This window comes from Bartonella sp. TT121SHDZB (assembly GCF_042193415.1).
Lineage (GTDB): Bacteria > Pseudomonadota > Alphaproteobacteria > Rhizobiales > Rhizobiaceae > Bartonella.
The window spans coordinates 252,863-265,706 of sequence record NZ_JBHILR010000002.1; the positions used below are offsets into that span (position 1 = coordinate 252,863).

A 12,844-nucleotide genomic window follows, 5' to 3' on the forward strand; every position below is an offset into this window, starting at 1 on the left:
CAAATATTCAGGATAAATGAACAATATTTTCAATACTAAACAAAATATCTTTTTTAAGTTTAGACAATAACAAAAATAGAAGTTCCGCACCATATAAAATATAAATGCAGACTGCATAGCTTAAAGCTTTCAACTGCTGATGAAATGTGATGATTAAGGTATAGCAGAAAGAAATTAGACAAAAAAGATCATAAATATTATCGAGGATATATATCCTATTGGAGAAAAACATCCTTCTGTAGTAAAGCTAATAAAAATTCATCAATTCCTTTAACATTAGAATCTTTTATTGATTTTCTGCTTAACCTTTTAAAAACCATATAAAATGAAGAAAACTGTGTAAAAGCATTTTTTCATCCTATCGGATAAACACAAGAACTTTCTCAAGATATAAGCGATCGTAATTTATAGAGACGTATTGCTGTTTCACCATAAAAACGCTCATCATCTAGATAAAAGACGTCAGGTAAATGAATCATTGTATCTTTCTTTTCTTCAAGTATGAAGAGTGTATCAGCTTTTGCCCACCCTCCTCGCAAAGCTTCTACAAAAGCGCGTTCACCTAAACAACGGCTATAAGGAGGATCAGCGCAGATAACATCAAATGGAAGCATTGTTCCAATATTACCAAGTTTGGTTGCATCTCGACGCAAAATCCGCCCTATCGACTGTAATTCAAGGGCTTCTATATTTTTTTGAAGCAACCCACGCCCCTCAACCGAGTTTTCAACAAAAACAGCAGCCTTTGCTCCACGTGAAAGTGCTTCGATGCCTAAAGCACCCGTACCAGCAAAAAGATCAAGAATGCGTTTATTGGTCCAAAATTGTTCTTCACGGCTAGAAAGAATATTAAAAAGGCTTTCACGTGTACGATCACTCGTTGGGCGAATCGACTGATTAACAGGCGAAAACAAAACACGCCCAGCAAATTTACCGCCTATGATCCGCACGGAAACCTCCAAATCTCTTCGAAGTTTTTGCACCATCCCTATGTGGTTTAGATTTTTTCATAGCACCACCAAACGACTTTACCTTTTTCTTTCTCTCAAAAGAATGCTCATCATGACCACCTTTTATCATTTTCTCTTTATCCTTTAAAAAGCGATCTTTCTTACCAAAGGGATGCGTTTCGTCATAAGATATTTTGCCACGTTTTTGAACAAAACTTTCCCTCTTCTCTTTGTGTGATGGACTTTCTTTTAGTTTTTCCTTGCCTCGATGAAAGGATTTTCTACCATCCAAATCGCTCTTATGATCATGCAATTTCTCCTCACTATAGGAAGGCTTTCTACGTGCACTTTGCGGACGTGCACCAGGAGCCATCCAAACATTAGCACGGCGAGAACGCGGTAGAAAACGCTCTGCTTTTCCTTCTTCACTTTTCTCCTTCTTTACATTCTCATGAGATTTTGTACTTAATCGCGCGCGACTATGTTCAACAGAACCATCTCTTGGTCGGCGTCGTATCGCCCTTTCACTTGAGAAAACCCAACCATCATTTACAACAGAAAGATCTTTCTGGCTTTGCTTTTCTGCAACAACTGCAGAATTTGAAAATGGTTTAAGAATAGGAGCATCAAAATCTGCATTGGCTTGCATAATCAAACGCTCCCCCAACTGATCTCGTAACATCCGCCCTTTTAACTCTTGCACGGCTCCTTCTTCTAAATCAGAGAGATGAAATGGACCATAAGATACACGTATTAATCGATTAACTGATAATCCCAATGCCCCTAAAACATTCTTTATTTCACGATTTTTTCCTTCTCGCAAAGCAACAGAAAGCCATATATTTGACCCTTGTTCGCGTTCAATTGATGCTTCAATTGAACCATAGAAAATACCATTAATCGCAATACCATTTTTAAGGTTATCCAACGCGCTCTGCTTTACTCTTCCATGAGCACGGACACGATATTTGCGGACCCACCCTGTTACAGGAAGCTCTAATACGCGCGCTAAGCCACCATCATTGGTTAAAAGCAAAAGACCTTCCGTATTAATGTCAAGCCTTCCAACAGAAAGAACTCGCGGCATTCCTTTTGGTAAATTACTAAAGACTGTAGGTCTACCTTCAGGATCACGGTTCGTGGTGACAAGGCCTGCTGGCTTATGGTAAAGCCATAAACGCGTTCGTTCTATAGGAGGTAAAGGTTTGCCGTCAACTTTAATAACATCAGAGCGACTAACATTAAAAGCAGGCGTTGTCACAACTGTACCATTCACAGAAACACGACCTGCAACAATCATCATTTCTGCATCTCGACGCGAAGCAACACCAGCACGCGCTAACCTTTTAGCAATCCGTTCACTCTCATTATTTTCATTCATTTGCGTTTCAAACCAATCTTTGCAAGTATGTTCAGAAAACTATTCACATGCACCATACCGCTTATTCTGAAAGAGGAAGTAGCATAATCATTTATCATTTTCTATCCTTTAACGACAATAATGTATCTGCCGACTTGCAAGTTTGTTTTAAACACTTAAAAAATAGAGGTATTCTTTTCATTATAAAAGCGTAATAAATTATTTATTCCATAGCATTCCCTATCGAAAAACCTTTAGATTTTCTATACCTTCAGTAGAAAGAATATTATGACTTTGACGCCCATGGAAATAGCCCTTTTAGAAGCACAATGGGCCGCAAAAAAAGATGAGGTTCCCGTAGGTGCTGTCATTATACGCGGAAAGACTATCATTGCACGCGCTGGTAACTTTATCAAATCTGCATATGACCCTACAGGACACGCAGAAATACGCGCAATCCGTATGGCTTGCGAAAGATTGCAAAGCGAAAGGCTTCCTGATTGCGATCTTTATGTAACACTTGAGCCTTGTGCTATGTGTGCCGCTGCCATTTCATTTGCACGCATACGACGTCTCTATTACGCAACAAATGATCCCAAAGGGGGAGCTATAGAAAATGGTCCACGCTTTTATCAGCAACCAACCTGTCATCACAAACCGGAGATTTATTCTGGTTTTAAAGAAAAAGAAGCTGCTCAATTACTTAAAGATTTTTTTGTACAAAAGCGATACTAAAAACAATTCTTCTTCCATAACTTTCACTCTTTAAAAATTATCCTACTTCTCAAAAAAGACTATTAATTCTTCTGATATATATATAGCAAAAGCTATTTTGAAACACTTTTTCTCTCACACTCTTTTAATACTGCATATTGCATCTATTACACAATACATTGATTTATAATGATAAATTATCATTTTTCAACTTGAATCATAACCCCGAATATCGTAAGATTTTCTCATCATAAATCATCTCATATTGATTCAAGTGAGAATCATTTGCTCACACGTGTCACAAGCGAGGCTTATGTGTAAAAAAATTGCATAAGAAAGGAATAAAAATGCCTCTTCTGAACCGTTCAAGTGCCAAAGGCTGTAGCAACACCCACGAGCTGGAAAATATAAGGCTTATTTCTTTATAAGAATAAAGATGGTTAGAGCACAATAGATTTTACGTTATACTATCCACATGAGCAATGTTGTAAAATAAGCTTGAGAAATGTTTCTTGTTAGGAAACGCGTAAGGATTCTCTCGATGTTGTTGTCATATTACTATTTCATGAAAATAACACCCTTCCTACAGCAGCATTATAACTGTGCGCGAATGAGAGCTTGGTATCATAAGTGATCGGAAAAATACTTTACTTTAAATATTTTGTCTTTCCCCTATCGACCAATAGGTGCGGTTTTTGCTGGTTGGCGATAACTTAAAGGTGGTTCAGTGAGATAACGACGGTATTTCGAACTTCCAACTTGTGCTCTCTGACGACGTAAATATTCCTGTCGTTGCTTCGCATTCAACTGTGAAGGGTTTTCTAAACCAGCGCCATTAACTGACGATCCTTTGTGAGGAAAAGGAGTATTTCCTTGATGCTTCTTCGATGCTGCCATTTCATTGACAGATCTATCCTGTTGTGGTACCGGCAAAAATCTGCGTGAACTAGGGCTTGGTATTATAAGTTTTGGATGAGGTTTCATAACAATCTGGCTGCTATTATTTGTTGGTATTAATGAAGTAATATTAGCAACATCTTCAAAAAACTGTATCGAAACTGGTTTATTGGTACCATAGGTAAGCGCATTACATCCCGTTAAAACAAAGCATATACCCAAAATTCCTATTGGAAATATTTTTACTTCACATTTTCTCACTGCTTATCCCATTTCCTAAGTATATGGCTGATTAATATTCCCGTTATTTATGAGAGAACGGTCCATATACAAATTTCCCCCCTGCAGATAAAACAACGGAATTTATTTCGTACCACAAAAAACTATATTCATCAATACGAGAAATATACTCGCGTTTCTTTCCCTTGATTTAAAGTTTTAAATCTTACCAAGAATCTGTAGTTCCCTCAAAGCAGCAGCATCACGAGCAGATACATCGGGATAAGCTAGATCACTCCCAACATCTTGTGTATAACGCCATGATCGAGCACATTTTTTTCCCAACGCCTTCTTTGGATATACACCAACACCTTCAACATCACTCAAAGTAAAAGCATCGGAAGGCATTGTATCTTGCGTAATTGTTAGAGCACTGGTAATACAGATCTCCGCCATATCCACATTTTCTAATGCCTCTCGTAAAACCAGATTGGAAATAAAAACAATAGGCGCTGCTTCCAAAGAGGATCCAATACGCTTATTAGCACGTTCAAGCTCTAAAGCACCTGTCACAACTTTACGGACCTGCCGAATTTTTTTCCAACGCTCAGCCAAAGATTGGTTTTGCCATTCTTCTGGTACAGAGCGAAATTGTTCCAAATGCACCGATTGGCTTTCTGGATAACGCTCTAACCAAGCTTCCTCCATAGTAAAAGGCAACATTGGAGAAAGCCATGTTACCATACGCTCAAAAATCTCACGAACAACCTGCAAGGAGGCCTTGCGTTTTTTTGATGAAGGCGCATCACAATAAAGAGAATCCTTGCGGATATCAAAATAAAATGCCGATAACTCAATGATTGAAAAATCCAATAATGCACGCATAATCTTTTTAAAATCAAATTCATCGTAAGCGCGATTAATCAACTGATCAAGTTCAAAAAGCCTATGCAATATAAATTTTTCAAGATCCGGCAATGCACCATAAGATATTTCTTCTCCATCATCATGTGCTAAAGTTCCTAGCATCCAACGAATTGCATTGCGTAGTTTACGATATGAATCCACATTTGTTTGAAGAATTTTTTTGCCTAAACGCTGATCTTCCCAATAATCAGTTGTCATCACCCAGAGACGAAAAATATCAGCTCCAGATGTTTTAATGATCTCTTGCGGAACAACCGTATTGCCTAAAGATTTAGACATTTTCTTACCATTCTCATCCAAAGTAAAACCGTGTGTGATCACAGCCTTATAGGGAGAACAAGCACGCGTACCACAGCTTTCCAAAAGAGAAGATTGGAACCATCCACGATGTTGATCAGAGCCTTCAAAATAAACATCAGCAGGCCATTTCAAATCAGCCCGATCTTCTAACACAAAGCTATGGCTTGCTCCAGAATCAAACCAAACATCTAAAATATCATAAACCTGTACCCAAGACTCATGTGCACGCTCACCTAAAAAACGTTCACGGGCTCCTTCAGCAAACCATGCATCTGCCCCTTCTGCTTCAAAAGCCCGTAAAATACGTTCGTTCACACCTTCATCTTTTAGAATAACACCATCCTCATTCGCAAAAATACAAATAGGAACCCCCCAAGAACGCTGACGAGAAAGAACCCAATCAGGACGATCTTCTATCATAGAGGCTAAGCGGTTTTGCCCAGAAGGTGGTACAAAACGCGTTTTTGAAACAGCCTCCAAAGCCCGACTGCGTAAAGTTGAACCATCCCCAAGATCTTTATCCATTGAAATAAACCATTGCGGTGTATTGCGAAAAATAACGGGTTTTTTCGAACGCCAACTATGGGGATAGGAATGCTTTAAACGCCCCCGTGCAAACAATCGATCTACTTTAATTAAAGCGTTAATGACCTCTTTATTGGCATCACCCATTTTTCCATTATCATCAATAACACGTGCAGGTCCTCCTTCACGATCTGGTCCTAAACCTGGAACATCTTTCGTATAGAACCCTGCATCATCAACAGGAAACGGTATAGATGAATCAATCCCCACTTGCTCCAGTAAGGACTTATAATCATTCCAAATTTCAAAGTCCTCACGCCCATGGCTTGGTGCTGTATGGACAAAACCTGTACCAGCACTCTCTGTTACATGCGAACCATCAAGCAATGGAATTTTATAATTATACCCTCCCGCTAAACCTTTGAGTGGATGAGAAAGAACAAGAGCTTTCAACTCTTCAAAAGAAATAACACGCAAATGCTTCAAAACAAGTTTGGCTTTTTCTGCACAACTCATCGCTAAAGCGTCTGCAAAGAGAAGCTTTTCTCCCACTTGAGGACCAAAATCATTTTCAGCACTTTCAACTTCGTAAATACTATAAGAAATTTGCGAAGAATAACTCACTGCACGATTGCTTGGAATTGTCCACGGTGTTGTTGTCCAAATGACGACATGAGCACCATATAAATCATCAGAATTTGCTTCAAAAACAGGAAACTTAACCCAAAGCACCTCTGATTCATGATCATGATATTCAATCTCAGCCTCTGCCAAAGCCGTACGCTCCACAACAGACCACATCACCGGCTTGGAACCACGATAAATCTGATCTGACATAGCAAATTTTATCAATTCACTGGCAATGCGTGCTTCTGCATGAAAAGCCATTGTAGTATAAGGCGTGTTAAAATCTCCCACAACACCAAGGCGTTTAAATTCTTCACTTTGAATGGTTACCCAATGCTGCGCAAATTCACGGCATTCTTGACGAAACTCGTTAAGAGGTACCTCGTCCTTATTTTTTCCTTGTGCGCGATATTTTTCTTCAATTTTCCATTCAATTGGAAGCCCATGGCAATCCCAACCAGGAACATAATTTGCATTAAAACCGCGCATTTGAAATGAACGAACAACCACATCCTTTAGAACTTTGTTTAAAGCATGCCCGATATGAATATGGCCATTTGCATAAGGTGGACCATCATGAAGAATATAAAATGGACGATCTTTTGCTTGTTGGCGCAATTGCGCATAAAGCCCTATATTTTCCCAATGCGCCATCAATTCAAGTTCTTTTTGCGGAAGACCTGCACGCATGGGAAAATTTGTCTGTGGGAGATAAAGAGTTTTTGAATAATCTATTGTTTCATTTTTCACAGTCATTGTGAAATATTCCTGTCCACTTTTACGATTTCATTTTTGCATAACTTCCCTGAACCCTGCAACTCTGGTTTTTATCTATAGGGAAAGCCGAGCTTATCATTCGTATTAAGCAGCGATCAAGAAAATATATCATCACACTTTATGAGCTTTATCATGAAATTCACAAGAAAAGAAATCAAAAAATGATCTTTTAAAAATAAAGGCTCCACTGTCAGTGGAGCCTCTTAAAAATTTACTCTTTAAAAAATTAGAATTTGTAAGCTACACCAACACGGAAATCATTGGTTTTGTAATTAACTTCAAGTTTTTCTTTTGCAAATTTCTTTTTTCCAAAATCGGAATAACGATATTCTGCACGCACAATCACATTATCCAACATCGCGAAATCAATGCCACCGCCAAGAGTGTAACCAATCATTGTTTTGGTTTCATCGGTTAGATTCTTAGAAGAAACAACTCTTCCACCCTCATCCTTAACGGATACTGATACAGTGTCTTGAAATTGCCCATAAGCAATACCACCAGCAAGATAAGGCATAAAGCGATCAGCAGCAAAACCAATACGGACCCGTGTAGCACCACCCCAATTTTGCTTGAAAGTATGACTTAAAGTTTCAACTGCATCCTCTTGATCAAGACCAAGTTCAGAAGCCATCTTTTTTATTTGTTCTATACCATATATACTGGAATCGCCCTTATCCGCCGCTTGTGCACTGTGTCCAGCCAGATTCTGTACACCATGAGAACGAGAAGCATGTGGGTAAGCACCATGCGAGTGTGCACCAGAACTATGCCCACCTCCGTGAGACGCACCATGTGGATAAGCATGTCCACTACCATGGGCACCATGATGATTCCCGTGTTGAGCACCGTTTGTTCCATTGGAAGTTTTTGGATCTGTTCCAGATGATCCTGATCTCGCCAGTACAAGTTGTGCACTCGGTACTGTTCTTTCCGCTGCTGATAGTTGCACCGATGTAGGTGTTTTTTCTGCCGGCTTACTCGATTCTGATCCTGTTGATGGGATAGATGGTATTTGTTTTGTTACAGCTGGTTGTACAGGCATTGATTGCACAGAAACGCTTGATCCACTTCCCCCTACTTTTGATGGTTGCTCTCCTGTAGCTGATTTTGCCAATACGAGCGATTTTGACTGATCTGGTGTTCCTGCCTCTGCGTTGGAGGATGCTGGTTTCGGTGAAACTGGTTTTGATTCATTTACCCGGCTTACCAATGTCTCTCCTGTGTCTGATCTTGCTAATGAAGATGATGCTAATTGCACTTTTGCCTTTAATTCTGCTGTTGGAGTTGAGCTTACTGATGACGCTCTTGACACTATTTTTGCTGCTTCTGATCTCTGTGCTGACGTATCTATTGTTGAGTTTGGTAACGTTTGTGGTGTGGTGGATGGTACGGTATTTTCTGATGTTTTTGGATTAACGTTAGTGTTCGCTTCCCCTTGCGACTTTTGTGCCTTTTCTTCTGCTGGTTTTGGCGCAGCCGATCCAGATACTTGCGATTGTGAACTTAGCGTTTGTGATACTGTTACTGTTGACACTGGTGCTGGTGCTGGTGTTTCTGCAGATCTGCGGGATCTTACGACTGCATTCTCTATTGTAGCATTATCAGCTGCACCTATGGTAATGGTCTTTGTGTGTTTTTTTCCAGACAACATTAAATCCGTATCAATACCAAAAATAAAGCTGTCACCGAGATCAATATTAGAACCTGCATAAAAACCACCTGCAAAACCTGAAAGTTTAGGAGAGAACTCTTTATCCAGTAGTAAACTCTTATCTTGACCGACAAGAGCTATATCAGCTTTGCTCGAAAAACCACCAGCTTGGACACCTAAATAAAGACCTGTCCATGAAAAAGTAGGGGCAACAATGGTAGAAGCAGTCGATGATGCTGGCTGATAAGGAATCATAACATCAGCAGCTAGTGCTGTAGACGCTGAAATTAAAGAAAAAATAGACGCCGTTATTAAACGTTTTGTATTCATAAAATCTCTCCAAATATCCAAAATGATATGTATATAGAGCATCTTTTTTGAAAGATCTGTAGCAAAAATGACACACTCACAAAAAAATAAAGAATTTTTGAAAATAAGACTTCTTAAACTTTTAATTTTGCATTCAATGAGAATTTTTAAACTAAATCACACTAAAATTATGTGTATTAAAGTTGGATTCATTTTCATTAAATTTTCGCATAACTGTTAATGATAATATTCTTCATAAATTTCTTTTTACCGAAATCTGAATAACAGCATTCTGCATGCAATAAACTATTATCTGTTATTGCAAAATCAACGCCAGAGCAAACAGTGAAATCAAATATTGCCTTTATAAAAACCAGGCACCACAAAAGTTTCATCAAATCAAATACTCGCAAAAAAACTTCTAGATTCTTTACAGAAATATCTCCGTCCTACTACATTGCTTTGATTTATAAAGATAACTTATTATTTGCATGTTGAACGAAAAAAACTAATACCGTAGGATTCTCTTACTGTTCCATATTGAATTAATCAAAACCATGTCTCTTGCACGCCACAAACATGATGAACCGTATGGATAAAAACATTAAAGACAAGATTTTAAATGCCTCTTATGAACGCTTTTAACAGCCAAAGTCTGTCCGCACAACATTGGTGGCTAGCAAAGTGTATGATGGTGCGAGCTTTCTCTCTTTATTAAGCATAAAAAGTAGTGGTACTCAATAGATTTTATATTATATTGCGAGCTTTATCGTTTTATACCATTCATGGATGCTGACATGAAGTGGGTGCCATATACCTTGAAAAATATTTCTTTAAAACAAACGTGTAAATACGCAACAACAAGTGTACTCCGTTTGGGATGTTCTGTTTTGCATGAGGGATGATAGAATAAAATTCAGGGAATAGGATTTTTCAATATTCCTCTACAAAATATATCTTGTTCTGCCAACTTTCTCTAATAATTTTTTAAATTCTGCTAAATCCTGTTATGAAAAACACTGCAATAATCTCACAAACATGCCAACAATTTCACGACTCAACGGATTAGAAAATTTGATCGTAAAACTTGTGTAGCAAGTATCTGATTGCCTTCTTAAATGAAAAGCTGTCTCTTGATCTAAAGCATACAGCTCTATGACCTTTTCTTCCATGCCAACAGGTACAGACTTTTTGCCAATCTCAACAGAAGATAAAAATGCTACAGATATGTCTAATTTCTCAGCCATATCTGAAAGGTATTCTGAATAATCAATGCGAAGCTTATTATGTAAGATTTTACCAAAGGATGTAACCATCTAGAAAGTCCTGTTAGAAAAGAAACATTCTTATGAATCTAACAAATCTTTTTGAGATTTTTCAATTATTTCGAATCAAGAGTTCTTTTCGGGGTGTTTTTTTAGCAAAACCAGAGGTCCAAAGGGTCTCAACTTCTAAAAAGTCAAAATCCTTAAAAATCTCTTGAACCGCGTCACAATCATTTAAACTCAAAACAAATTTCCTTTGAATGCTTTTAAGAATGTTCGCAATTTTTACAAAATCATCTTCAACAAAATTGCCAGAGCTATAACACTTCTTCTTCATAAGATAAGGCGGAGCTAAATAAAACAAACTGTTGAGCGTATCAAAAAGTTCGACACCCCGTTCCCACGATAAATTTAAAATCGTTGTATTAAGCAACTTTTGCCTAACTTGTCTGCATTCTTGCTAAGAGCTTGTCGGGATTAAACTCTACCGTTCTTTTTCTTCCAAAACTAAAAGAAAAATAATCTTTTTTCCCATACAGGACACAACGTTAGAGAAACAAAATTGGAAACTGGTTTTTATCTTTATAACTTCATGTTCTTCCTCAATTAGGCAACGTATTGATTTATAATGATAATTTGTCGTTATTCATATTGATTGAGAGTCTCGAATAACGTAAGATTCTCTCATTTCAAACCTGCTTATCTTGAATCAATCAAAACCATTCCCTTGCACGTCACAAGTGGGATGAGTGTGTGGATAAAATTTGTATAAGAAAGGACTTAAAATGGCTCTTATGAACCGTCTTAATGCAAGGGCTGTCGCAACATTGGGAGCTGGCAAATATAATGATGGTGCCGGCTTGCTTCTTCATAAGCGTAAAGATGGAGGTGCTCAATGGATTTATCGTTATACCATTCATGGGCGGCGTCGCGAAATGGGCTTGGGTGCCTTAAGACATGTCTCTTTAAAAAAAGCCCGTGAATTAGCAACTGGGTGGCGCTCTGTTTTGCATGAGGGTCGTGACCCTATTAAAGAACGTGAAAAACAAAAGCGTGAAGCAATAAGCAATCTCCATTACTTAAAAGACATTGCTTTAGAAACTTTTGAAAATCGTAAAGCTGAATTAAAAGGGGATGGGAAAAATGGATTCTGGTTTTCACCTTTACAACTTTATATTCTTCCCAAATTAGGCTGTCTGCCGGTTTCAGAGATTACACAAACAGAGATACGCAATACCCTTGCCCCTATTTGGCATACAAAAGCTGATACAGCGCGTAAAGCACTGAACCGTCTTAATATTTGTCTCAAACATGCGGCTGCTTTGGGTTTGGATGTTGATTTACAAGCAGCAGAAAAAGCACGCGCGCTCTTAGGTAAACAACGCCATAAAACGCAAAACTTTCCAGCAATGAATTGGAGAGAGGTTCCTGCCTTTTATCAAACGCTTTGTCAAAAAACAGCTATAACACAACTGGCTTTGCGTTTGCTTATTCTGACAGGGGTTCGTACCAATCCCGTACGTCATATTCGTGAAAATCAGATTGATGGAGATATATGGACTATCCCTGCTGAGAATATGAAAGGAAGACGGGATGCTACAACAGAATTTCGCGTGCCTCTATCAACAGAAGCATTAGAAATTTTAAAACAAGCACGCTTACTTTCTCGCAATGATTTCTTCTTTTCTCCTAGAGGACGGGGGCCTCTTGCGGATAGTTGTATGTCACAATATATGAAACGTATTGGACTTGAAGCCTGCCCGCATGGTTTTCGCTCTAGTTTACGCAATTGGCTTGCTGAAACAACTGATGCTCCCTATGAGGTCGCTGAAACCATTCTAAGTCATACGGTCGGCGGTAAAGTAGAACGTTCCTATCGTCGCACTGATTATCTAGAACAACGCCGGATCTATATGGATAAATGGGCGGCTTATGTCACAGGTCAATCTTAAGATATGGGGTGCATAACCCCATGATCTGTGGATAACTTTAGCTCTCTTCTCTCTCATTCTTTCTCAATAAGAGTCATAAATTATCACATCAGAAATTATATGATAAAATATTGTTTTCTATAAATAAAACATCTTTCTAAATGAACCAAAATGTGGTTAATAAATGGTTATGATGTGTTACCATTTTTTGATAGAAAGGATTTTAGTATGACAGAAAATGATATTCTTTTGACAGACCGTGAAAGTGCAAAATTGCTTCATATGAGTGTCTCAACATTCCGCCGTCATGTAACCAATGGCTCTCTCCCAAAACCTTTAAAATTTGGCTTTTTATCCCGTTGGTTACAATCAGATCTTTTGAATGTCAT

9 protein-coding genes and 1 pseudogene are annotated in these 12,844 nt (G+C 38.4%); 3 read left to right on the forward strand and 7 right to left on the reverse strand.

Going from position 1 to position 12,844, the window contains the following annotated elements; genetic code table 11:
• Positions 1-383: 383 nt before the first annotated feature.
• Together rsmD and ACFIKI_RS02410 are read right to left on the reverse strand one after the other, a co-directional pair.
• Positions 384-950: a 16S rRNA (guanine(966)-N(2))-methyltransferase RsmD gene (gene rsmD, locus ACFIKI_RS02405; protein WP_375665521.1), complete on the reverse strand. Its 567-nt coding sequence runs from the start codon at positions 948-950 to the stop codon at positions 384-386.
• On the reverse strand, positions 931-2,331 hold the full coding sequence (locus tag ACFIKI_RS02410; RefSeq protein ID WP_375665522.1) for a pseudouridine synthase: 1,401 nt from the start codon (positions 2,329-2,331) through the stop codon (positions 931-933). The genes rsmD and ACFIKI_RS02410 overlap by 20 nt, the downstream gene beginning before the upstream one ends.
• A 267-nt stretch (positions 2,332-2,598) precedes the next feature.
• Between ACFIKI_RS02410 and ACFIKI_RS02415 the strand changes: the two genes are divergently transcribed.
• On the forward strand, positions 2,599-3,045 hold the full coding sequence (locus tag ACFIKI_RS02415; RefSeq protein ID WP_375665523.1) for a nucleoside deaminase: 447 nt from the start codon (positions 2,599-2,601) through the stop codon (positions 3,043-3,045).
• A gap of 651 nt (positions 3,046-3,696) precedes the next feature.
• Here ACFIKI_RS02415 and ACFIKI_RS02420 read toward each other — a convergent pair.
• The 5 genes and pseudogenes from ACFIKI_RS02420 to ACFIKI_RS02440 all read right to left on the reverse strand — a co-directional run.
• Positions 3,697-4,182: a hypothetical protein gene (locus tag ACFIKI_RS02420; RefSeq protein WP_375665524.1), complete on the reverse strand. Its 486-nt coding sequence runs from the start codon at positions 4,180-4,182 to the stop codon at positions 3,697-3,699.
• A 177-nt stretch (positions 4,183-4,359) separates the two neighbouring features.
• Positions 4,360-7,275 (reverse strand): isoleucine--tRNA ligase, encoded by a 2,916-nt coding sequence (ileS, locus tag ACFIKI_RS02425; RefSeq protein ID WP_375665525.1) that lies wholly within the window; start codon positions 7,273-7,275, stop codon positions 4,360-4,362.
• Positions 7,276-7,522: 247 nt separating this feature from the next.
• Positions 7,523-9,280: an outer membrane beta-barrel protein gene (locus ACFIKI_RS02430; RefSeq protein WP_375665526.1), complete on the reverse strand. Its 1,758-nt coding sequence runs from the start codon at positions 9,278-9,280 to the stop codon at positions 7,523-7,525.
• Between the two features lie 986 nt (positions 9,281-10,266).
• On the reverse strand, positions 10,267-10,575 hold the full coding sequence (locus ACFIKI_RS02435; RefSeq protein ID WP_375665527.1) for an XRE family transcriptional regulator: 309 nt from the start codon (positions 10,573-10,575) through the stop codon (positions 10,267-10,269).
• Between the two features lie 61 nt (positions 10,576-10,636).
• Positions 10,637-11,072 (reverse strand): annotated as a pseudogene (locus tag ACFIKI_RS02440) (DNA adenine methylase); the annotation flags it as partial.
• Positions 11,073-11,309: 237 nt separating this feature from the next.
• Between ACFIKI_RS02440 and ACFIKI_RS02445 the strand changes: the two are divergent.
• Both ACFIKI_RS02445 and ACFIKI_RS02450 read left to right on the forward strand, forming a co-directional pair.
• Entirely contained in the window at positions 11,310-12,476 is a 1,167-nt protein-coding gene (locus ACFIKI_RS02445; RefSeq protein ID WP_375665528.1) for a tyrosine-type recombinase/integrase, read from the forward strand.
• Between the two features lie 207 nt (positions 12,477-12,683).
• A partial coding sequence (locus tag ACFIKI_RS02450; RefSeq protein WP_375660445.1) for a helix-turn-helix transcriptional regulator occupies positions 12,684-12,844 on the forward strand: 161 nt, incomplete at its 3' end.

Bases quoted from the DNA above. Each gene is read 5' to 3' on its own strand.
- ACFIKI_RS02415 (WP_375665523.1), top strand. From the start codon at position 2,599: ATGACTTTGACGCCCATGGAAATAGCCCTTTTAGAAGCACAATGGGCC.
- ACFIKI_RS02445 (WP_375665528.1), top strand. From the start codon at position 11,310: ATGGCTCTTATGAACCGTCTTAATGCAAGGGCTGTCGCAACATTGGGA.
- ACFIKI_RS02435 (WP_375665527.1), bottom strand. From the start codon at position 10,575: ATGGTTACATCCTTTGGTAAAATCTTACATAATAAGCTTCGCATTGAT.
- ileS (WP_375665525.1), bottom strand. From the start codon at position 7,275: ATGACTGTGAAAAATGAAACAATAGATTATTCAAAAACTCTTTATCTC.
- ACFIKI_RS02430 (WP_375665526.1), bottom strand. From the start codon at position 9,280: ATGAATACAAAACGTTTAATAACGGCGTCTATTTTTTCTTTAATTTCA.
- ACFIKI_RS02410 (WP_375665522.1), bottom strand. From the start codon at position 2,331: ATGAATGAAAATAATGAGAGTGAACGGATTGCTAAAAGGTTAGCGCGT.